Source organism: Verminephrobacter eiseniae EF01-2, assembly GCF_000015565.1.
In the GTDB taxonomy this organism is placed as follows: Bacteria; Pseudomonadota; Gammaproteobacteria; order Burkholderiales; family Burkholderiaceae_C; genus Acidovorax; species Acidovorax eiseniae.
Window position 1 is genome coordinate 2,243,193 of sequence record NC_008786.1, and the last position, 21,356, is coordinate 2,264,548.

At 64.2% G+C, this 21,356-nt stretch carries 15 protein-coding genes; 4 read left to right on the forward strand and 11 right to left on the reverse strand.

Annotated elements, in window-relative coordinates; all coding sequences use genetic code 11:
* The first annotated feature begins 334 nt into the window (after nucleotides 1–334).
* The 3 genes from VEIS_RS09665 to VEIS_RS09690 all read left to right on the forward strand — a co-directional run bounded on the left by VEIS_RS09665 (nucleotide 335) and on the right by VEIS_RS09690 (nucleotide 10,110).
* Nucleotides 335–3,925, forward strand: coding sequence for an Ig-like domain-containing protein (locus VEIS_RS09665; RefSeq protein WP_011809734.1), 3,591 nt, complete (start codon nucleotides 335–337; stop codon nucleotides 3,923–3,925).
* Nucleotides 3,926–4,708: 783 nt separating this feature from the next.
* Nucleotides 4,709–7,021: an Ig-like domain-containing protein gene (locus tag VEIS_RS09675; RefSeq protein ID WP_011809736.1), complete on the forward strand. Its 2,313-nt coding sequence runs from the start codon at nucleotides 4,709–4,711 to the stop codon at nucleotides 7,019–7,021.
* Between the two features lie 782 nt (nucleotides 7,022–7,803).
* Nucleotides 7,804–10,110, forward strand: coding sequence for an Ig-like domain-containing protein (locus tag VEIS_RS09690; RefSeq protein WP_011809738.1), 2,307 nt, complete (start codon nucleotides 7,804–7,806; stop codon nucleotides 10,108–10,110).
* Between the two features lie 7 nt (nucleotides 10,111–10,117).
* On the opposite strand, the gene VEIS_RS28490 is transcribed toward VEIS_RS09690, so the two are convergent.
* The 5 genes from VEIS_RS28490 to argH are packed head-to-tail and all read right to left on the reverse strand — an operon-like array spanning nucleotide 10,118 to nucleotide 14,543.
* Nucleotides 10,118–10,537, reverse strand: coding sequence for a polysaccharide deacetylase family protein (locus VEIS_RS28490; RefSeq protein WP_198137975.1), 420 nt, complete (start codon nucleotides 10,535–10,537; stop codon nucleotides 10,118–10,120).
* 32 nt (nucleotides 10,538–10,569) lie between these two features.
* Entirely contained in the window at nucleotides 10,570–11,400 is an 831-nt protein-coding gene (locus tag VEIS_RS09700; RefSeq protein ID WP_011809740.1) for an ABC transporter substrate-binding protein, read from the reverse strand.
* A gap of 49 nt (nucleotides 11,401–11,449) precedes the next feature.
* The gene (locus VEIS_RS09705) at nucleotides 11,450–12,229 is read right to left on the reverse strand and encodes an amino acid ABC transporter ATP-binding protein (RefSeq protein ID WP_041950711.1); all 780 of its coding nucleotides are present in this window, start codon (nucleotides 12,227–12,229) and stop codon (nucleotides 11,450–11,452) included.
* Between the two features lie 2 nt (nucleotides 12,230–12,231).
* A complete protein-coding gene (locus VEIS_RS09710) occupies nucleotides 12,232–13,107 on the reverse strand; it encodes an amino acid ABC transporter permease (protein WP_011809742.1) in 876 nt (291 codons plus the stop codon).
* Entirely contained in the window at nucleotides 13,101–14,543 is a 1,443-nt protein-coding gene (gene argH, locus VEIS_RS09715; RefSeq protein ID WP_011809743.1) for an argininosuccinate lyase, read from the reverse strand. The genes VEIS_RS09710 and argH overlap by 7 nt, the downstream gene beginning before the upstream one ends.
* Before the next feature lie 201 nt (nucleotides 14,544–14,744).
* On the opposite strand from argH, the gene VEIS_RS09720 reads away from it, so the two are divergent.
* The gene (locus tag VEIS_RS09720) at nucleotides 14,745–15,659 is read left to right on the forward strand and encodes a LysR substrate-binding domain-containing protein (RefSeq protein ID WP_011809744.1); all 915 of its coding nucleotides are present in this window, start codon (nucleotides 14,745–14,747) and stop codon (nucleotides 15,657–15,659) included.
* A 130-nt stretch (nucleotides 15,660–15,789) separates the two neighbouring features.
* Here VEIS_RS09720 and VEIS_RS09725 read toward each other — a convergent pair whose 3' ends face one another.
* The 6 genes from VEIS_RS09725 to VEIS_RS09750 form a co-directional block, all read right to left on the reverse strand.
* Nucleotides 15,790–16,959, reverse strand: coding sequence for an ABC transporter substrate-binding protein (locus tag VEIS_RS09725; RefSeq protein ID WP_011809745.1), 1,170 nt, complete (start codon nucleotides 16,957–16,959; stop codon nucleotides 15,790–15,792).
* Between the two features lie 135 nt (nucleotides 16,960–17,094).
* Entirely contained in the window at nucleotides 17,095–17,805 is a 711-nt protein-coding gene (locus tag VEIS_RS09730) for an ABC transporter ATP-binding protein (protein ID WP_011809746.1), read from the reverse strand.
* Nucleotides 17,802–18,551 carry an ABC transporter ATP-binding protein gene (locus tag VEIS_RS09735; protein ID WP_011809747.1) on the reverse strand — a complete coding sequence of 250 codons (750 nt, stop codon included), beginning with the start codon at nucleotides 18,549–18,551 and terminating at the stop codon, nucleotides 17,802–17,804. The genes VEIS_RS09730 and VEIS_RS09735 overlap by 4 nt, the downstream gene beginning before the upstream one ends.
* Complete coding sequence (locus tag VEIS_RS09740; protein ID WP_011809748.1) at nucleotides 18,548–19,495, reverse strand: branched-chain amino acid ABC transporter permease; 948 nt, start codon at nucleotides 19,493–19,495, stop codon at nucleotides 18,548–18,550. The genes VEIS_RS09735 and VEIS_RS09740 overlap by 4 nt, the downstream gene beginning before the upstream one ends.
* A gap of 26 nt (nucleotides 19,496–19,521) precedes the next feature.
* Nucleotides 19,522–20,442 (reverse strand): branched-chain amino acid ABC transporter permease, encoded by a 921-nt coding sequence (locus tag VEIS_RS09745; RefSeq protein ID WP_011809749.1) that lies wholly within the window; start codon nucleotides 20,440–20,442, stop codon nucleotides 19,522–19,524.
* A gap of 46 nt (nucleotides 20,443–20,488) precedes the next feature.
* On the reverse strand, nucleotides 20,489–21,292 hold the full coding sequence (locus VEIS_RS09750) for an SDR family oxidoreductase (protein WP_041949939.1): 804 nt from the start codon (nucleotides 21,290–21,292) through the stop codon (nucleotides 20,489–20,491).
* Between the last annotated feature and the right edge of the window lie 64 nt (nucleotides 21,293–21,356).

Consider the following 21,356-nt stretch of genomic DNA (forward strand, 5'->3'; position numbering starts at 1 on the left):
GCGTGCTGGCCGTGATTTTCGGCACCCGGCCCGTGGTGCCGAATTTGCGCAAGTCCCGGCCCACACATCGGATTGATGGGTTTCCATTGCGCTATATTCCGCGCAGCGGGGTTTGTTTCAACATTGTCACCCATGCAAGCCGTTGCACCCCCACCGGGCGGGCAACGAACATCGTTGACACCCTCGTCCGCCGTGGCCCTGGCCGCGAGCGGCGAACGAAACCCGACCAAGCTCTTGTGCATCCATTGTGTCAAAAGGAAAGCGACGTGACCGCCGCCCTCCTGCCTGAATTCAGCGCACCAGCGCAATCCACATCCCATTGAAAGGAAAGCCCATGGCCACCATCACGCTTGACAAGACAACCATCAAAGCCGGCGAGACCGCCGTAGTCACCTTTACTGTCGAGCCATCCCACATGATGGGCGTCACCAATAGGGGAGGCGTCAGGACAGTCAATGACGTGACCATCACTGGCGGCACCATATCCGCCGGCTACGACTTCCGATACGTCGCGGCCCTCAGCACCCCCACCACCAAGGTCTATCAAGGCACCTTCACGCCTACTCCGGATCTGGACAGAACCGAGTGCCGCATCAGCTACAACCCTTCCGGCACCGACAATGACGCCACCAGCGCCACCTTCATCGTCGACACCCGGGCGCCCACTCTCACGGGCACCCCGACGATCGGCAACCCCAACCTGACCCGCGCCAACCAAGTAACCACCATCACCTTTGTCTTCTCCGAGCAGTTGGATCAGGCCAGCTTCACGACGGCTGACCTGACGATACCGGCGGGCATGGGCACGCTGGAGAACCTGCGCACCACCGACGGCGGCAGGTCTTGGCAGGTAGACCTGAGGGCGTCGGCCAACCTGGCGGCCAACACCGAAGCGAAGGACCTGCAGATCGGCATCAACATGACCGGCATCACCGATGTCGCGGGCAACGCGGGCACGGGCAACGTCAACCTCGTCACCTACACCATCGACAACAAGCCGCCCAGCGCCACCATCGCCGTGACCCCCAACCCCGTCACGAGCAGCAATGACAGACTGGTCACCGTCACCATCACCTTCGACGAAGCAGTCACCGGCTTCACGGCAGACAACATCGATTTCAGCAACGCCAATGTCACGCCCTATGGCACCAACCGGATAGGAACGCTGAACCGCTCAGCCGACGGCCGCACCTACACCATCACCTACACGGCAGGGCCGGACGTCGAGGATGCCACCAACACCGTCAGCCTGCGCAACCTCGATACCATCCGTGACGCCGCAGGCAACGCCGCAACGGTCAGCCCGACCAGCAACAACTTCGCGATCGACACCAAGGCTCCCGTTCCCACCAGCGCCACGTTTGACAAAACCCACCTTGCCGCCGGAGAAACCGCCACCGTCACCGTCACCTTCAACGAGATCGTCAACAACGTCACCGAAGATACCTTTGAAATCCCCAACGGTTCAGTGAGCAACCTGAGGCAGGACACGACCGACGGCAGAATCTGGAGGGCCACCTTCACACCCACGGCGAACCTGCCGAGCACCAGCAGCTCGATTAGCATCAATCTGAACGGCCTCAGGGACAGCGTCGGCAACGTCAACAATGGCTCCCTGCCGTTCCGTGACTCCACCATCACCATCGACACCAAGCGCCCCGAGGTCACGGTGACGATCAGCGACGAGCGCCTGAGCGCTGGCGAAACCGCCACCGTCACCTTCACCTTCAGCGAGCGCGTCACCGGCTTTGCTGCCGAGGACATCCAGTACGACACCAGCAAAGGCACGCTGGGCGCTCTGACGGCGGTGGGCACCGACGGCAGGGTCTGGACAGCCACCTACACGCCCAGCAGCAGCATCGAGAGCGCCGACAACACCATCCGCGTGAACCTCGCCGGCGTCCAGGACGCGCAGGGCAACGCCGGAACGGGCACCGGCAGCAGCGGCAACTTCAGCATCGACACCAAGCGCCCCACGGTCGACGTGACGATCAGCGACAACCGCCTCACCGTTGGCGAAACCGCCACCATCACCTTCACCTTCAGCGAGCGCGTCACCGGCTTCGTCGGTTCCGACGGCATGGGTTTCGAATACGCTCAGGCTCAGTACGACGCCAGCAAAGGCACGCTGGGCGCTCCGACGGCGGTCGGCACCGACGGCAAGGTCTGGACCGCCACCTACACGCCCCGGACCGACATCGAGAGCGCCGAAAACACCATCAGCGTGAACCTCAGCGACGTCCGGGACGCGCAGGGCAACGCCGGAGAGGGCACCGGCACCAGCGGCAACTTCAGCATCGACACCAAGCCGCCCGAGGTCACGGTGACGATCAGCGACAACCGCCTGACCGCTGGCGAAAGCGCCACCTTCACCTTCACCTTCAGCGAGAGCGTCACCGGCTTTGGTACCGAGGACATCCAGTACGACACCAGCAAAGGCACGCTGGGCGCTCTGACGGCGGTCGGCACCGACGGCAAGGTCTGGACCGCCAGCTACACGCCCCGGCCCGACACCGAGAGCGCCAACAACACCATCCGCGTGAACCTCGCCGGCGTCCGGGACGCGCAGGGCAACGCCGGAACGGGCATCCCCAGCAGCGGCAACTTCAGCATCGACACCGTGCGCCCCACGGTCAACGTGACGATCAGCGATAACCGCCTCACCGCTGGCGAAAGCGCCACCATCACCATCACCTTCAACGAGCGCGTCACCGGCTTCACGAAAGAGGCCATCGACCTGTCCCAGGCCAACGGCACGCTCGGCGACCTGACGCCGGTCGGCACCGACGGCAGAGTCTGGACAGCCACCTTCACACCCACGGCCAACCTGGCGCGCACCACCAACCACCGGCTCACCCTGAACCTGGCCAATGTCAGGAATGCCGCAGGCAACACCGTCGCCAACAACACCTACGCGTTCAACCAGTACACCGTAGACACCATGGTCTTTGCGCTCAGCAGCGCCACGGCGAACCGCGACCAGTTGGTGCTGAGCTACAGCGACGCAACGGCGCTCGACGGGAACGCGGACCATGCCCCGACCAACGAGTCCTTTACCGTGCTGGTCGATGGCACGCGCATCGATGTCAGCCGGGTGACGGTGGATGCAGCGGCCAGGACGGTCACGCTGACCCTGGCCCGCGCGGTGACCACCGGCCAGACGGTGACCGTCGCCTACCAGGACACCGACACCAGCGACAACAAGGCGGTACAGGAAGCCGGCACCGGCGACGACGCGGCCAGTTTCGCGGCCAGGCCGGTGACCCACCTCCCCCCCCCCCCCCCCCCCCCCCCCCCCGCACCGGATGCGTCGGGCTCACCGGACGCACCGGACTCCGATCGCGACGGCCTGTCCAACGACCAGGAGGATCAGGCCACCGGCCTGTTGCGCCCCGACGGCTCGGCCGGCCTGTCTGGTGACGGCAACGGCGACGGCGTCAAAGACAGCCAGCAGATCGCCGTCGCTTCGACCCGCGATCAGACCCTGGTGGCCGGCAGCCAGGACGGCAAGCTGATCCCCGGCAGCAACGCGCGCATTACCGAACTGGTGCGCAGCGATGCCCCGACCAACCTGCCCAAGGGCATGGAGATGCCGATCGGTCTGACCTCATTCAAGGTATCGCTGGCCGAAGGCCGCAGCACCGAGAGCTTCAGCCTGTATGTGGACCCGGCCACCGGCGCCACTGGCTACTGGGTCAAGAACGGCGCCGGCACCTGGGTGAACCTGGCCAGCGAACCCTACGGCGGCAAGGTGAGCAGCGAAGGCGGGCGCACGCGGCTGGACTTTCAGATCCAGGACGGCGGCGAGTACGACGCCGACGGCCAGGTCAACGGCAGCATCAGCACGCCCGGCGCCGTGGCGAAGATGCCGCTGTCCATCGTCGGGCAGTCGGCCCAGGTCGAGTCGCATGGCTTTTGGTTCTAAGGTTCAAGCCCCCTGCTGCGGCCTGAGCGCCAGGCAGCAGCGGATGGCGCAATAGATCAGGCCGGCCTTGCCAGCGCCGGGCTGGCCGCCCGGCGCCCGGCCGGCCAACGGCCGTCTTTCGGCCTGCGCGCCAATCTTTTCGGGCCTGGAGCGCTCCGCCGTGGCCTGACCCCATCTCCCAATCGTTCGTGAACGCGAAGGCGGAGCGCAGACAGCACCAATGCACGGCAAGCGACGCCGGCAAAGTGCATGGGTGCTTCAGGAACGGAATGACCTGCTCGGGGCCCGCCGCGACGGGGGGTCTGGTCGGCCACCGCCTGGTGGCCGCCGACACGCAGGGCCACATCGGGCGCCATCGGGACTTGCGCAGAAACCCCCGCCGGCAGCGTGCTGGCCGTGATTTTCAGCACCCTGCGGTGCCAAATTCTTCGCAGGTCATGGACCACATGCTGGAGTGATGGTGTTCCATTACGCTATGTACTGTGGTGCCTGATTTGATAAATAGCAGACCAAAAACCCATGTTATGGATTCCATGGTGCTATATTCCGGCGCAGTTGGATCTGTTTCTCTGATGTCAGTAGTGCAAGTCATTGTTACTCACCGTCGGGTGAGCAACGGGCATCGCTGACCCCCCTCGTCCGCCGTGGACCTGGCCACGAGGGGCAAACGAGACCGGATCAAGCTCTCGCATCCATCCCTTCCATCAAAAAAGGAACGCACCGTGACCGCCTCCCTGCATCAGCCCATCGGCGCAATCCTCGTCTCGTGAAAAGGAAAGCGCCATGGCCACCACCCTCACCATCAACGAAGAAGTCATCAAAGCCGGCGAGACCGCCGAGGTCAAGTTTGCTTTCGAGCCCAATACCGACTACTCCCTCGCCATCGGAAGTGACGGTCTGATCCAGGGTCTGACCTCCACTGGCGGCTCCGTCCGCAACGTCATCGATCGTGGAGTCATCTACGGTCGCCGCGTCTATACCGCCACATTCACGCCTGACGCGAACCTGGACAGAACCGAGTGCAGCCTCGTCTACGACGTTGCTGGCACCGGCAATGACGCCACCAGCGCCACCTTCATCGTCGACACCCGGGCGCCCACTCTCACGGGCACCCCGACGATCAGCAACCCCAACCTGACCCGCGCCAACCAAGTAAGCACCATCACCTTTGCCTTCTCCGAGCGGATAGCTCAGACCTCCTTCACGGCTCAGACCTCCTTCACGACGGCTGACCTGACGATACCGGCGGGCATGGGCACGCTGGAGAACCTGCGCACCACCGACGGCGGCAGGTCTTGGCAGGTAGACCTGAGGGCGCCGGCCAACCTGGCGGCCAACACCGAAGCGAAGGACCTGCAGATCGGCATCAACATGGCCGGCATCACCGATGTCGCGGGCAACCCGGGCACAGGCAACGTCAACCTCGTCACCTACCACATCGACAACAAGCCGCCCAGCGCCACCATCGACGTTACGCTCTTCCCCGGCACGATCGACAACGGCAGACTGATCACCATTACCATCACCTTCGACGAGGAAGTCACCGGCTTTACGGCAGACAACATCGATTTCAGCAACGTCGATGTCGGTGCCCGTCCCGGCGCCGACCAGACAGGAGCGCTGAACCGCTCACCCGACGGCCGCACCTACACCATCACCTACCCGGTCGCTTCGGGCATCGAGGATGCCACCAACACCGTCCGCCTGCTCAACCTCCATACCATTCGTGACACCGCAGGCAACGCCGTAGCGGTCAACCCCACCAGCAACAACTTCGAGATCGACACCCGGGCGCCCACGGTCACGGTCACGATGGACAAAGAGCGCCTGACCGCTGGCGAAACCGCCACCGTCACGTTCACCTTCAGCGAGACCGTCCCCGGCTTCAGCGACATTTCCATCGTTATGGGTGGCGCCAACGGCTCTCTGAGCAACCTGAGGCAGACCACAGCCGACGGCAGAACCTGGACAGCCACCTTCACCCCCACGGCCAGCCTGTCCAACGCCCGCAGCCAGATCAGCGTGAATTACGAGGGCATCAGAGACCGCTACGGCAACGGCGGCAGTGGTACGAGCGCAGCCCACAACTACACCGTAGACACCGCCGTTTTTGCCATCATCAGCGCCACGGTGAACGGCAGGCAGTTGGTATTGCAGTACAGCGATGAAACCGCGCTGGACCCGGAGCAGACCCATAACGCGCCCAACGATGCGTTTGTGGTGCTGGTCGATGGCGTGCGCAACAACGTCACCGGCGTGCTCGTGGATGCAGCGGCCAAGACCATCACGCTGACGCTGGCCAACGCCGTGACCTGGGGCCAGCAGGTGAGCGTCGCCTACAACGATCCCAGCACCGGCAACGACCCGCAAGCGGTGCAGGAGGCCACCACCGGCAACGACGCGGCCAGTTTCGCGGCCAAGCCGGTGACCAACCTCGCCCCGTCCCCGGTCGCACCCGCCACACCGGGGGCGTCTGGAGGGTCTGGAGGGTCTGGGGCGCTGGACTCCGACTACGACAATGTGCCCAACGCCCAGGAAAACCAGGCCCCCGGCCTGCTGCGCCCCGATGGCTCGGCCGGCACGGATGGCGACGGCAACGGCGACGGTATCCGGGACAGTGAGCAGGTCGCCGTCAGTTCGACCCGCGACCAGACCCTGGTGGCCGGCAGCCAGGACGGCAAGGTGATCCCCGGCAGCAACGCGCGCATTACCGAACTGGTGCGCAGCGATGCCCCGACCAAGCTGCCCAAGGGCATGGAAATGCCGCTCGGTCTGACGCAATTCAGGGTCGGCCTGTCCGAAGGCCGCAGCACCGAGAGCTTCAGCCTGTATGTGGACCCGGCCACCGGCGCCACCGGCTACTGGGTCAAGAACAGCGCCGGCACCTGGGTGAACCTGGCCAGCGAACCCTACGGCGGCAAGGTGAGCAGCGAAGGCGGGCGCACGCGGCTGGACTTTCAGATTCAGGACGGCGGCCAGTACGACGCCGACGGACTGGCCGATGGCAACATCACCGCCCTTGGCGCCGCAGCGAAAATGCCGCTGTCCATCGTCGGGCAGTCGGCCCAGGTCGAGTCGCATGGCTTTTGGTTCTAAGGTTCAAACCCCCTGCTGCGGCCTGAGCGCCAGGCAGCAGCGGATGGCGCAATAGATCAGGCCAGCGCCGGGTTGGCCGCCCGGCGCCCGGCCGGCCAACGGCCGTCTTTCGGCCTGCGCGCCGACCTTTTCGGGCCTGGAGCGCCCCGCCGTGGCCTGACCCCATCTCCACATCGTTCGTGAACGCGAAGGCGGAGCGCAGACAGCACAGATATGCGGCAAGCGACGCCGGCAAAGTGCATGGGTGCTTCAGGAATGGAATGACCTGTTCGGGGCCCGCCGCGACGGAGGGTCTGGTCGGCCACCGCCTGGTGGCCACCAACACGCAGGGCCACATCGGGCGCCATCGGGACTTGCGCAGAAACCCCCGCCGGCAGCGTGCTGGCCGTGATTTTCAACACCCTGCGGTGCCCCATTTTTCGCAGGTCATGGACCACATGCTGGAGTGATGGTGTTCCATTGCGCTATGTACTGTGGTGCCTGATTTGATAAATAGCAGACCAAAAATCCATGTCCTGGATTCCATGATGCTATATTACGGCGCAGTTAGATTCGTTTCTCTGATGTCAGTAGTGCAAGTCATTGTTACTCACCGCCGGGTGAGCAACGGGCATCGCTGACCCCCCCTCGTCCGCCGTGGACCTGGCCACGAGGGGCGAACGAGACCGGATCAAGCTCTCGCATCCATCCCTTCCATCAAAAGGAACGCACCGTGACCGCAGCCCTCCTGCCTGAATTCGGCGCCCCAGCGCAATCCACATCCCATTGAAAAGGAAAGCCCCATGGCCACCATCACGCTTGACAAAACAACCATCAAAGCCGGCGAGACCGCCGTAGTCACCTTTACTGTCGGGAAGACCCACACCATGAGCACCCTCAATAGGGATGGCGTCAGGACAGTCATGAACGTGACCATCACTGGCGGCACCATAGGCGGCTACGACTTCCGATACGTCGATGCCCTCAGCACAGCCACCACCCAGGCCTATCAAGGCATCTTCACGCCTACCGCGAACCTGGACAGAACCGAGTGCACCATCCGCTACGACGCTCCCGGCACCGCCAACGACGCCACCAGCGCCACCTTCATCGTCGACACCCGGGCGCCCACTCTCACGGGCACCCCGACGATCGGCAACCGCAACCTGATCCACGCCAACCAAGTAACCACCATCTCCTTTGTCTTCTCCGAGCAGTTGAATCAGGCCAGCTTCACGATGTCTGACCTGACGATACCGGCGGGCATGGGCAGGCTGCAGAATCTGCGCACCACCGACGGCGGCAGGTCTTGGCAGGTAGACCTGAGGGCGCCGGCCAACCTGGCGGCCAACACCGAAGTGAAGGACCTGCAGATCGGCATCAACATGGCCGGCATCACCGATGTCGCGGGCAACCCGGGCACGGGCAACGTCAACCTCGTCACCTACAACATCGACAACAAGCCGCCCAGCGCCACCATCGTCGTTTCACTCATCCCCACCACGAGCGACAATGACAGACTGATCTCCATTGCCATCACCTTCGACGAGGAAGTCACCGGCTTTACGGCAGACAACATCGATTTCAGCAACGTCCATGTCGGTGCCCGTCCCGGCGCCGACCGGACAGGAGCGCTGAACCGCTCACCCGACGGCCGCACCTACACCCTCACCTACACGGTCGCTGCGGACACCGAGGGTGCCACCAACACCGTCCGCCTGTTCAACCTCAATACCATTCGTGACACCGCAGGCAACGCCGTTGCGGTCAACCCCACCAGCAACAACTTCGAGATCGACGCCCGGGCGCCCACGGTCACGGTCACGATGGACAAAGAGCGCCTGACCGCTGGCGAAACCGCCACCGTCACGTTCACCTTCAGCGAGACCGTCCCCGGCTTCGGCGACACTTCCATCGTTATGCATGGTGCCAACGGCGCTCTGAGCAACCTGAGGCAGACCACAGCCGACGGCAGAGTCTGGACCGCCACCTTCACCCCCACGGCCAGCCTGTCCAACGCCCGCAGCCAGATCAGCGTGAATTACGAGGGCATCAGAGATCGCTACGGCAACGGCAGAAGTGGTCTGAGCGCAGCCCACAACTACACCGTAGACACCGCCGTTTTTGCCATCATCAGCGCCACGGTGAACGGCAGGCAGTTGGTATTGCAGTACAGCGATGAAACCGCGCTGGACCCGGACCAGACCCATAACGCGCCCAACGATGCGTTTGTGGTGCTGGTCGATGGCGTGCGCAACAACGTCACCGGCGTGCTCGTGGATGCAGCGGCCAAGACCATCACGCTGACGCTCGACAGCGCCGTGACCCGGGGCCAGCAGGTGAGCGTCGCCTACGACGACCCCAGCACCGGCGACGACCCGCAAGCGGTGCAAGAAGCCACCACCGGCAACGACGCGGCCAGCTTCGCGGCCAAACCGGCGACCAACGTTATCCCATCCCCCTCCGCACCGGATGCGTCGAATGGATCGAATGGATCGAATGCGTCAGACGCACTGGACTCCGACTACGACAGTGTGCCCAACGCCCAGGAAAACCAGGCCCCCGGCCTGCTGCGCCCCGATGGCTCGGCCGGCCTGGATGGCGACGGCAACGGCGACGGTATCCGGGACAGCGAGCAGGTCGCCGTCGGCTCGACCCGCGACCTGACCTTGGTGGCCGGCAGCCAGGACGGCAAGCTGATCCCCGGCAGCAACGCGCGCATTACCGAACTGGTGCGTAGCGATGCCCCCGCCAGCCTGCCCAAGGGCATGGAAATGCCGCTCGGTCTGACGCAATTCAGGGTCGGCCTGTCCGAAGGACGCTACACCGAGAGCTTCAGCCTGTATGTGGACCCGGCCACCGGCGCCACCGGCTACTGGGTCAAGAACAGCGCCGGCACCTGGGTGAACCTGGCCAGCGCACCCTACGGCGGCAAAATGAGCACCGAAGGCGGGCGCACGCGGCTGGACTTTCAGATCCAGGACGGCGGCCAGTACGATGCCGACGGACTGGCCGATGGCAACATCACCGCCCTTGGCGCCGCAGCGAAAATGCCGCTGTCCATCGTCGGGCAGTCGCCCCAGGTCGAGTCGCATGGGTACTGGTTCTAGTGTCGCGTCACCGATCAGATGTCGTAGGCTGCGCGCAGCCATCGGAGCGCAGCGCAAGGCGCATCGCGCAGCCCATACCGATCTGTATTGGCAAGCGATGCAACGCCGCGATGCGCTTCGATGGCCAGCGCAGACCGACAGATGATCGGTGACGCGACACCAGGGTTTCGAGCACCCGACCCGGCACGAAGAAGGTCGCGGGCATGCGGTATTCCCGGAGCATGTCCAGCAGGTCACCGAGCGCGCGCCAGGGGCCGCAGGCGCCCAGCGTGAACAGCCAGGGATTGCGCCCAATCGAGCCGTCGAGCATGGCCGCGCCGGTGGGGCCATCGACATCGAACGCGGGCGCAACGCTCGACGGAGCGCCGTTCGGCCACAGGCTTTGCGGCACCTGTTGCGGCGCTCGTTGCGCCAGCTCTTGCACCATTCCTTGCGCCATCATCGGCACGGGCGCGCCCGTCAGTCGGCACTGTCGAGAATCAGCTTCGACACCGTGTAATCGGCCAGCCCCCACTTGGCGGCGATCTTCGCATACGAGCCATCGGCGATCAGTTGGTCCATCGCGCCGGCCAGTTCTGTCGATAGCGCTTCGTCCTTGCGCCCGATCGCCAGACCGACGTACTGGAAGGCGAAGGGTTTGCCCACCAGCGCATAGGTGTTCGGCTCCTGCCCGAAGATGTAGTTCAGCGTTTCGCCGCCCTGCACGGCGGCATCGAGACGGCCTTGGCGCAACTGCGTGCGCGCGTCCGCCGATCCGTCGGTGCCGGCGACGATGATGGCCGGCTTGCCGGCCTTCACGCAGTGCGCGTCGCTCCACTTGGCGATCTCGGCCAGAAACGATGTGCGGCGGCTGGCGCCCACCTTCTTGCCGCACAGCGCCTCGGTGCTGGCAAACTCGGTGGCACGGGCGCCGAGCACATAAAACTGCGGCCCGGTCTTCAGGTAGTCGATGAACCGCACCGCATCGCGGCGTGCCGGGATGTCGGTCATGCCGGACAGGATGATGTCCACGCGCCCGGTGGCGAGCGAGCTCATCATCTGGTCGAAGCTGGTTTCCTCCCATTTGATCGTGCTGCCCAGGCGCGCCGCGAGCGCTTCGCCCAGGTCGATGTCGAAGCCGACCAGTTTGCCGCTCGCCGGATCCTTGTATTCGAGCGGGGGATAGTTCGACACGACGGCCGCCCGGATCGGCGCGCCCTTGGCGCGCATTCCTTGCGCCTGGGCTGCGGGCGCGGCCAGGCCGAGCGCCACGGCCAGGAGGCCGATGCCGGTGAGTGTGTTGCGCGCCATGTGCGTACTCCAGTCAGTGAGGCAAAGGAAAGGGGTCAAAGGAAAGGGGTCAGCCGCGCACTGCGGAAATGAATTCGCGCGTGCGCGGGTGCCGGGGTTGCAGCAAGATCTGGCCGGGGGAGCCGGTCTCGACGATCCGGCCCTGGTCCATGAATATGACGCGGCTGGACACGTCGCGTGCAAAGCCCAGTTCGTGGGTCACGACCACCATCGTCATGCCCGAGGCGGCCAGGTCGCGCATGACCGAGAGCACCTCGCCCACCAGTTCCGGATCGAGCGCCGAGGTCGGCTCGTCGAACAGCATCAGTTGCGGACGCATCGCCAGCGCGCGCGCAATGGCCACGCGCTGCTGCTGCCCGCCCGACAGCTCGATCGGGAACGCATCGCTCTTGTGCGCCAGGCCGACACGCGCCAACAACGCCTGCGCCTCGGCAATGACCTGGTCGCGTGCGCGGCGCTGCACCCGCAGCGGGCCTTCGGTCACGTTCTCCAGCGCCGTCATATGCGGGAACAGGTTCAGGCGCTGGAACACCATGCCGGTCTTGCGCCGCTGGCGGGCGATTTCCGATTCCGACAGCGCGTACAGCTTGTTGCCGACGCGCCGGTAACCGACCAGTTCACCGCCCACCCAAAGCGCGCCGGCGGTCACGGTTTCGAGCTGGTTGATGCAGCGCAGAAAGGTGCTCTTGCCCGAACCCGACGGGCCGATGACGCACAGCACCTCGCCGGCGGGGATATCGACCGTGATGCCCTCGAGCGCCTGGAACGCGCCGAAGCTCTTGCACACATCGACGGCGCGCACGATGGGTTCGCTGTGGGGGCCGCCCATGCTCACTGCCTCGCGCTGGCGCGGCCGGCGCCGCGCGCGAAATGGGACTCGACGCGCGACTGCAGCAGCGCCAGCACGGTGACCACCGCGATGTACCAGATGCCCGCCACGATCAGCAACTCGATCACGCGGGCGTTGGCGTAGTAGATGTTCTGCGCGTTGTGCAGGATCTCGGCGTACTGGATCACGCTCGCCAGCGAGGTGAGTTTGATCATGCCGACGAACTCGTTGCCGATGGGTGGAATGATCACGCGCATGGCCTGCGGCAGGATCACACGGCGCAGTGCCAGCATGCGCGGCATGCCGATCGACTTGGCGGCCTCGTACTGACCGGCATCGACCGACAGCAGCCCGGCGCGCACCACTTCGGAGGTATAGGCACCCTGGTTGATGCCCAGGCCCAGTAGCGCGGCAAGAAAGGGGCTCATCACGTCGACGGTGCGCACCTCCCACACCCCGGGAATGCCCAGGGTCGGAAGCACCAGCGCGAGGTTGAACCACAGCAGCAGTTGCAGGATTACGGGCGTGCCGCGAAAGAGCCAGACATAGGTGCGCGCAACCCAGCCCAGCACCGGGTTGCTCGACACCCGCATCACCGCCGTGACCACGCCCAGCACGACACCCAGCGCCATCGCCAGGATGCTCATGACGACGGTATTGACCAGGCCGCTGCGGATCGATTCGGCCGTAAGGAAGCGGCCGACATACTGCCATTCGATCTGGCCGCGCGCGAATGCATCGAGGATGAACAGCACTGCGGCGAGGATCAGCGCGGTCGCAATGTAGCGGCCCCAGTAGCGCCGAGGCACATGCTGCAAATGGGAGATGTCCGCCAGCGCGCAAGCGTCCACGGCCTGGCGGCTGCCGGCGGTCAGCATCGCGGACCTGCGTAGGCGCCATGGGTCCATTCGCCCTGCCGCGCCAAGGCGGCCTGCGCGCGTGCGATCTGCTCGCTCACCCGCTGCGGCGCAGTGCCGCCATACCCGGTGCGCGCGCCAATCGCGGCATCGAGCGTCAGGTGCTGCAACACCTCGGGCGTGAGGCGCGCATCGACCTGCGCCAGCAGGGCCTGGGACACAGCGCTCAATTCGATGCCCTTGGCCTCGCATGCCTGCACCAGTGCGCCGGTGATTTCATGCGCTTCGCTGAAGGGCACACCCGAGAGCGCCAGCCAGTCCGCCACCTCGGTCGCCAGCGTGAAGCCCAGCGGCGCCTGGCGCCTGAGCCGTTCGACATCGATGCGCATGGTGCGGATCATTGCGGCCAGCGCCGGCAGCACCAGCGACAAGGTATCGATGCTGTCGAAGGCCGCGCTCTTGTCTTCGGCCAGGTCGCGGTTGTAGGCCAGCGGCAAGGACTTCAGTGCCGACAGCATGCCCACCAGGTTGCCGATCAGGCGGCCCGCCTTGCCGCGGCTCAATTCCGCGATGTCGGGGTTTTTCTTCTGCGGCATGATCGAACTGCCGGTGCAGTAGCCGTCGTCGAGTTCCACCCACTGGAACTGCCGCGACGACCACAGCACCACCTCTTCCGAGAGCCGCGAGAGTTCGACGGCGAGCATGCTGCAGACAAAGAGGAACTCGCACACATGGTCCCTGGCCGCCACTGCGTCGATCGAGTTCTCGCACGGCGCGTCGTAGCCCAGTTCGGCGGCCGATAGTTCAGGCGAGCGGCAGATCGCCGAGCCTGCCAGGGCCGCAGCGCCCAGCGGCGAACGCGCGCTGCGCCGATCCCAGTCGATCAACCTGTCGATATTGCGGCCAACCGCCTGCACATGCGCCATCAGATGGTGCGCGAACACGATGGGCTGCGCGGGCTGCAAGTGTGTGAACCCGGCCGACAGCGTGCCGATGTGCTGCTGCGCTTGCGCAATGAGCGCGCTCTGCAGATCATGCACTGCGGCGGCGATGACGCGCGCCTTGTCGCGCAAATAGAGCTTCAGGTCGTTCGCCGCCTGGTCGTTGCGCGAACGGCCCGCGCGCAGCTTGCCGCCGAGGGGGCCGAGCCGCTCGGTCAGCACCCGTTCGAGGAAGGTGTGGACATCTTCGTCGGCCTCGCAGGCACGCACCGCGCCGGTCAGGTAGTCTTGCTCCAGCGCATCGACGCAAGCCAGCAGTTTTTCCAGCTCGTCGCTCTTGAGGATACCTGCGCGGTGCAGCTCGCGTGCATGTGCCCGCGAGCCTGCGAGGTCATAAGGCACCAGTCGGAAAAAACCAGGCTCCGACCGCGACAGCGCCTTCAATGCGGCCGATGGCTCGGACCTGAAACGTGCGCCCCACAGACGTTGGGTTGGACCTGCTGCTTGCGTTTGCATGGACATGCCTCGAACAATCGAGCCGGCATCGTAGTAAGGACATCCATCGATGAAAACTGAAATTAAAGCCGCGCCTGGCTGCAAAAAATCTCAGCACTCGATTTCAAGCCACGCGAAGAAATGCCGAAAGCATAGGCAAGACAGGTTGTGGCATGAATTTTGCCGCCAGCCATTTCGCATTCGGAATCGGAAAAAGATCAAATGCACGACCCCGCGAAACGCATCCTGCCCAGAAGCCGTCTGCCTCCTTTGAATGCGTTGCGCGCCTTTGACGCGACCGCGCGCCACCTGACGGTGGCGAAGGCAGCGGACGAACTGAACGTGACCCCGAGCGCAGTGAGCCATCAACTGCGCGCGCTCGAAAATGCGCTCGGCGTGCAACTCTTTCGCCGCAACAAGACCCGCTTGAAATTGACCTCGCATGGCGAGACGCTGTTGCCCTCGGTGCGCTCGGCCTTCCAGATGATTGCGAACGCAGCCGCGAAGCTCGGCGACCCGGCAATGGTCGGCAACCTCGTCGTGTCGGCGCCGGTGGGTTTGAGCTCCAGGGTGTTGACGCGCCACATCGGCGAATTCCTGTCCGCATGCCCGGATGTCCAGTTCCGGTTGATCGCCTCGAACGAAGACAAGGAGGTCTACTCGCCCGCAGTCGATCTGTGCCTGCGCTATGGCACCGGCATATGGCCGGACCGCCAAGTTCGCCTGCTGACGCATGTGGAGCTTTTCCCGGTCTGCAACCCGGCCATGATCAACGGTCAGCCGGGCCTGCGTTCCGTCGACGAACTGAGGAACCATCAGTTGCTGTGCGAGGACAACGGCACGGAGTGGACCCGCTGGCTCCTGGACGCCGGCATGCCGGTGGCCGGTTTCCGGATGGCCGAAATGGGCAACGCGCATATCGCCATGGAAGCCGCTGTGCATGGGCAGGGCGCCGCACTGGGCGACAGCTTGCTCGTTGGCGACGACCTCGCCGAGGGCCGGCTGGTGCGCCTGTTCGAGCGCAGCGTGCCGGCCAAGCACGCCTATTACATGGTGTGCCGCCACGAAATGTCTGCCAACCCGCTCGTGGCGGCCTTCACCGAATGGCTGCTGACCTGGGTCCGCAGCTATGGCTGAAACGCCGTGTCGCCGGGCGCTTTGCGGACACTGCCGCCCTGCGCACCTGGGGCCCACCCGATGGGGCATCCCACTTTGCCCCCACTTTGCGCAATGGAGTCGAGGCAAGGCTGAACGAGCCCGCGCGCGTCTAATCCATCTTGCAATTGACCGCATAAGGGTCGCTGTAATCCTTGGCGATCATGCCGACGGTGCGGTTGCTGATGCGCCCCTGTTTGTCGCGCTCGACCACGCGCATATGGATGTTGTGAATCGGGTAGTGATTTCTATTGAATTTGAAATCGCCGCGCACCGATTTGAAGTTGGCAGCGCGCAGCGCCTTGCGGAAGGCCGTCTTGTCTTCGATATGGCCTTTGACATCGCGCACTGCGCCATCGAGCAGCAGCGCGGCGTCGTAGCCTTGCGCGGCATACATGGTCGGGATGCGGCCATATTGCTTTTCGAACGCGCGCACGAATTTGGCATTTTCCGCATTGTCCAGATCGCTGGCCCATTGCGAGGCGTTGTACATGCCCAGCATGGGTTCGCCGACGGCCTTGATGGAGTCCTGGTCGCCTGAAAATCCTGGCGCATATATCCGCATGGTTTTGTTCAGGCCGCCGCTATCCATTTGCTTGAGAAAGGCCGAACCCATGGCGCCCGGCAGGAAGAAGAACACGGAATCCGCTTTCGACACCCTGGCTTGCGCCAATTCCGCCGAGAAGTCGAGTTGCCCCAGTTTGACATACACCTCGTCGGCAATCTTGCCCTTGTAGTGGCGTTTGAAGCCGGCGATGCTTTCACGCCCGCCGGGATAATTGGCGCCGATCAGGAACACGTTCTGTTCGTTTTGCTGCGTGACATATTTGCCCATCGCGCCCGGCAAATCCTCGTTCTGCCAGGAGATGACGAAGAAGTTTTTGTTGCATTTTTCCCCGGCATAGTCGGCCGGCCCGGTATTGGTTGAGATGTAGACGGTATCGCTTTCCAGAATGGCGGGCAGCAGGGGCAGCAATACGTTGGAGAACACCATGCCGGTCATGACATCGACATGATCGCGCTTGATCAGGCGCTCGCTGGCCTGGCGCCCGATGTCGGGATTCATCTGGTCGTCGAGCACGCTCAGCTCGACCGGCAGCCCGCCCAGTTTGTTGTTGCCGTTCGTGAGCGCCAACTGAAAGCCGTCGCGGATGTCCACACCGAGCGCGCCGCCGGAACCGGAGAGGGAGGAAATGAACCCGATTTTGATCTTGTCGGCGGCAAATACCGAGCTGCAACAGAGTAGCGCAATCAGCATGGGGTGCCTGAAATGACATTTCATGAGCTTCTCCTGGTTTGATTTCTCTGACCAACCCGCCGGGCGTATGTCAGTGTGGGGCGCTGCCAGCGTTGCCACTATCCGATAGCAGCATCTTTAGGCCGATTTTTGAATTTATTTCAGCCTCGCCCGCTGCACCTATACCCCGACATAACGCTGCCAGATATCAGGAGCGGCGCGCAGTTGCCCGCTGCTGCCGGACCAGGCCACGCGCCCTCGCTCGATGACGGTGTGGTGGTCGGCCAGGGACAGCAGGCGCTCGACGTATTTGTCGATGACCAGGATGGTCTGGCCGTGCTCGCGCAAACGCCCAAGGCAGCGCCATATTTCCTCGCGCATGTGCGGCGACAATCCTTCGCTGGCTTCGTCCAGGATCAGCAGGCGCGGGTTGGTCATCAGTGCGCGCCCAATGGCCAGCATTTGCTGCTCGCCGCCGGATAGCTGGTTTCCCATGTGGTTGCTGCGTTGCTGTAGCGGCTGGAATAATGCGTGGATGCGTTGCAGGGTCCAGGGATTCTGGCTTTTGCTGCGGTTGCCGGCAAAGGCGAGCAGGTTTTCGCGCACCGTCAGGTTGGGGAAAATGCGGCGGCCTTCGGGCACGATGGCCATCCCGAGGCGGGCGATGTGGTCGGTCGCCATCGCCTCGATGCGCTGGCCGCAAAAATGCACTGCGCCGCGCTGGACCGGGGTCAGGCCCAGAATCGAACGCAAGGTGGTGGTTTTACCGACGCCGTTGCGCCCCAGCAGGGTTGCGGTTTCGCCTTCCCTGATCTCGAAGCTGAGGCCAAACAGCACCTGGCTGCTGCCATAGGCCGTTTCGATATCCTGGACGCTCAACAGGGTGTTCATGCCATCGCCTCGTCGCCCAGGTAGGCTTTTCTGACTTGCGCGTCGCTGCGTATCTGCTCTGCCGTGCCGGTGGCGATGATGCGCCCCGACACCAGCACCGAGATGCGGTCGGCCAGTTGGAAGACGGCATGCATGTCGTGTTCGATGAGCACGATGCCCAGTTGATTGCGCAGGCTGTCGAGCAAGGCAATCATGCCGGTGGAGTCGCCCATGCCGGCCATCGGTTCGTCGAGCAGCAACAAGGCGGGCGAGGTCGCCAGTGCCAGGCCGACTTCCAGTTGCCGCTGTTCGCCGTGGGCGAGATGGCCGGCGCGCATATCGAGGCGCGCTGCCAGCCCGATGCGGCAGCCGATGGCGCGTGCTTCTTCAAACAGCGCGCCATCGGCCAGCGCCGGCTTCCAGAAACGCATGCTGCTGCCGCGCCTGGCCTGCACTGCCAGCGCGATATTGTCGAGCACCGAGCAAGCGGGGAAAACGCTGGTGATCTGGTAGGAGCGGGCCAGGCCGAGTCGCACCCGCTGGTGCATCGTCGTGCGGGTGATGTCCTGGCCGTGGAAGCAGATGCGGCCTCGATCGGGGGCGATGGCGCCGGAAATTTGCTGAATCAGCGTCGTCTTGCCAGCCCCGTTGGGGCCGATGATGGCGTGTATCTCGCCGTGCCTGATGTTCAGATCCAGGTGGTCGGTGGCGACCAGGCCGCCGTAGCGTTTTACCAGTTGGTGCAGGCTGAGCACATCGGCATTCATGCCTTGCTCCCGCGCTGGAGGCAGCTCGCCAGGCCGTTGGGCAACAGCAGCACCACGCCCAGCAGGATGGCGCCGAGGATGAGTTGCCAGTGGATGGTGTAGGCCGACAGAATCTCCTCCAGCATCAGCACCGCGATGGCACCGATGATGCCGCCGGAAAAATACCCGGCGCCGCCCAAAATCACCATCACCAGCAGGCTGCCGGATTGCGTCCAGTGCAACAGGCCGGGGCTGACGAACTGGTTCTGATTGGCCAGCAAGGCGCCGGCAAAGCTGGCCAGCGCACCGGCAATCACAAAGCAGACCAGTTTGTAGCGCAATACCGGGTAGCCGATGGCCTCCATGCGGGTTTCGTTTTCGCGTATCGCTTGCAGCACCCGGCCAAAGCGGGAATTGATCAGGCGATGGATCAGCAGCAGAAATATGCTGACCAGCACCAGCACCACATAATGGAAAGTGGTGTCGGAGGACAGGTTCAGGCCAATGGACGAACGCTGTGGCAGGCGTATGCTTTCGTCGCCGCCCTTCACCTCGAGACCGATCACGATGTAATAAATCATTTGCGCAAAAGCCAGCGTGATCATGATGAAATACACGCCCTTGGTGCGCAGCGAAATGAGGCCGACGAGACAGGCCAGCAGCGCGCCCACCAGCATGGCGAGCGGCCAACTGAGCCAGCCCGACAGGACGCCGTTTTGCATCAGGATGCCCACCGTGTAGGCGCCGGCGCCGAAGTAGGCGGCGTGCCCCAGGCTCACCATGCCGCCAAATCCGAGAATCAGATTCAGGCTGCTGGCCGCCAGCGCAAAGATCAGCATACGGCTGACCACGCCGATGTAATACTCTTGCCCGAATGCCTGCGCGACCAGCGGCAAGAGCAGCATCAGGGCCAGCAAGAGCGCCATGCGCAGCGCCGGCAGGGGATGGTGCAGATGGCTCGTCATGGTTTGGCATATTCCTTGGCTGCGTCTCAACCGCGTGCCGGAAACAGTCCCCGAGGTTTGAAAAACAGGACCGCCGCCATGAGCACATAAATCAGGATGGATGCCAGCGAGGGGCCGACACCAGCGGCCGCCTCCGGCGCCATGATGGCGCGCAAGGCCGCTGGCAACAGGCTGCGGCTGAGGGTATCGACCATGCCGACCAGCAGGGCGCCGACCAAGGCGCCGCGAATCGAGCCAACGCCGCCGATCACGATCACCACGAAGGCCAGTATCAGGATGCTCTCGCCCATGCCAACCTGCACCTCCAGTATCGCGCCGAGCAGGGTGCCGGCCAGCGCGCACAAGGCGGCGCCGAAGGCAAACAGCAGCGTGAACACGCGCGCGATGTCAATGCCCATGGTGATCGCCATTTCGCGGTCGGATGCGCCTGCGCGCACCAGCATGCCGAGCCGGGTCTTGACCACGATCAGATACATCAGCGCGGCCACGGCCAGGCCGGTGCCGATGATGAACAGGCGGAAGGAAGAATAGGAGAAGCCGGGAAGCAACTCGACGGGCCGGGAAAAAACCGGCGGCGTGTTGAGCGTCAAGGCTTGCGCGCCCCAGATCATGCGCGCCAGTTCATTGAAGATCAGGATGAGGGCGAAGGTGGCGAGCAATTGCGACAGATGGCTGCGTTGATAAAGACGGCGGAAGACGGCCATCTCCAGCAAGACGCCGACTGCCGCAGTGGCCGCGACCGAGAGCAGCAGACCGGCCCAGAACGAGCCGCACAGCGAGGTAAAGGTGGCGGCGAAATAAGCCCCCGCCATATACAGCGAGCCATGCGCCAGATTGACCACATCCATGATGCCAAATACCAGGGTCAAGCCTGCCGCCAGCAGAAACAGCATCAGGCCGAACTGCAAGCCGTTGAGCAGATTTTCAATCGCAAAAGCAAGGTCCATGCCACTCTCCCACAGCGCGGATTTCAAGGCAAGGCAGCAAAACCAGTCAGCCGATGCTGCGCTCAAACCAGGCACGCGGTGCAATGCCGCGGTCAGGGCCGAGCACCGAGAAGCCGCCATCCACCGGAATATCGACGCCAGTAATCCACGATGCGGCGTCGGAAGCAAGAAAGGCGACCGCATGGCCAACCTCGCTGCCATCGCCCACGCGCCCCAGCGGATGGAATGGCGCAGCGACGGCATCGGCGGCGGCACGCGAACCCTGGCTCAAGGTCTCGATGGCCGGCGACCAGGTCCAGGCCGGCGAGACGGCGACGGCGCGAATGCCGCGCGGGGCAAGCGTGACGGCCAGGTTTTTCGTCATTTGCAGCAGCGCCGCCTTGGCCGCAGGATAGAGTGCGCGGCCAGCGGCGCCGAACTTGCCGCCGGTGCTGCCGAGATTGACGATGACGCTGCCGCGCCGCATGTGCACGACGGCCTTCTGGGTGAAAATTGCCGCCGACACCAGATTCACATTCAAGCTCTGAAGCCATTCGGCGCGGCCCGCGTCGAAGCCGCGATCGGCATAAGTGCAGGCATTGTTGACCAGGATATCCAGTCGGCCGAAGCTGTCGATGGTGCGTGCCACGCACTTGTCGATCTCCTCATCGCGCTCGATATCGGTGGCGCAATACAGTGCCCGGACACCATGCTGCTGCAATTGCGCCGCCACTGCGCCACCAGCCACGGCATTGCGGCCCACCACCACCAGGTGGGCGCCACAGGCCGACAGCACGCGGGCAATCTCCAGGCCCAGGCCCTGGGTGCTGCCGGTAACGATGGCCACCTTGCCGTCCAGCGGCCGGTTCATCCCCGCGCTCACAGGGGTACCTTCGCCTGCGGCATGAGCGCCTTCAGGCGGCCGGCCCATCCCT

Excerpts from the sequence above, each read along its gene's own strand:
- VEIS_RS09665 (WP_011809734.1), top strand. The coding sequence starts at position 335 with ATGGCCACCATCACGCTTGACAAGACAACCATCAAAGCCGGCGAGACC.
- VEIS_RS09675 (WP_011809736.1), top strand. The coding sequence starts at position 4,709 with ATGGCCACCACCCTCACCATCAACGAAGAAGTCATCAAAGCCGGCGAG.
- VEIS_RS09690 (WP_011809738.1), top strand. The coding sequence starts at position 7,804 with ATGGCCACCATCACGCTTGACAAAACAACCATCAAAGCCGGCGAGACC.
- VEIS_RS28490 (WP_198137975.1), bottom strand. The coding sequence starts at position 10,537 with ATGGTGCAAGAGCTGGCGCAACGAGCGCCGCAACAGGTGCCGCAAAGC.
- VEIS_RS09700 (WP_011809740.1), bottom strand. The coding sequence starts at position 11,400 with ATGGCGCGCAACACACTCACCGGCATCGGCCTCCTGGCCGTGGCGCTC.
- VEIS_RS09705 (WP_041950711.1), bottom strand. The coding sequence starts at position 12,229 with ATGGGCGGCCCCCACAGCGAACCCATCGTGCGCGCCGTCGATGTGTGC.
- VEIS_RS09710 (WP_011809742.1), bottom strand. The coding sequence starts at position 13,107 with ATGCTGACCGCCGGCAGCCGCCAGGCCGTGGACGCTTGCGCGCTGGCG.
- argH (WP_011809743.1), bottom strand. The coding sequence starts at position 14,543 with ATGCAAACGCAAGCAGCAGGTCCAACCCAACGTCTGTGGGGCGCACGT.
- VEIS_RS09720 (WP_011809744.1), top strand. The coding sequence starts at position 14,745 with ATGCACGACCCCGCGAAACGCATCCTGCCCAGAAGCCGTCTGCCTCCT.
- VEIS_RS09725 (WP_011809745.1), bottom strand. The coding sequence starts at position 16,959 with ATGAAATGTCATTTCAGGCACCCCATGCTGATTGCGCTACTCTGTTGC.
- VEIS_RS09730 (WP_011809746.1), bottom strand. The coding sequence starts at position 17,805 with ATGAACACCCTGTTGAGCGTCCAGGATATCGAAACGGCCTATGGCAGC.
- VEIS_RS09735 (WP_011809747.1), bottom strand. The coding sequence starts at position 18,551 with ATGAATGCCGATGTGCTCAGCCTGCACCAACTGGTAAAACGCTACGGC.
- VEIS_RS09740 (WP_011809748.1), bottom strand. The coding sequence starts at position 19,495 with ATGACGAGCCATCTGCACCATCCCCTGCCGGCGCTGCGCATGGCGCTC.
- VEIS_RS09745 (WP_011809749.1), bottom strand. The coding sequence starts at position 20,442 with ATGGACCTTGCTTTTGCGATTGAAAATCTGCTCAACGGCTTGCAGTTC.
- VEIS_RS09750 (WP_041949939.1), bottom strand. The coding sequence starts at position 21,292 with ATGAACCGGCCGCTGGACGGCAAGGTGGCCATCGTTACCGGCAGCACC.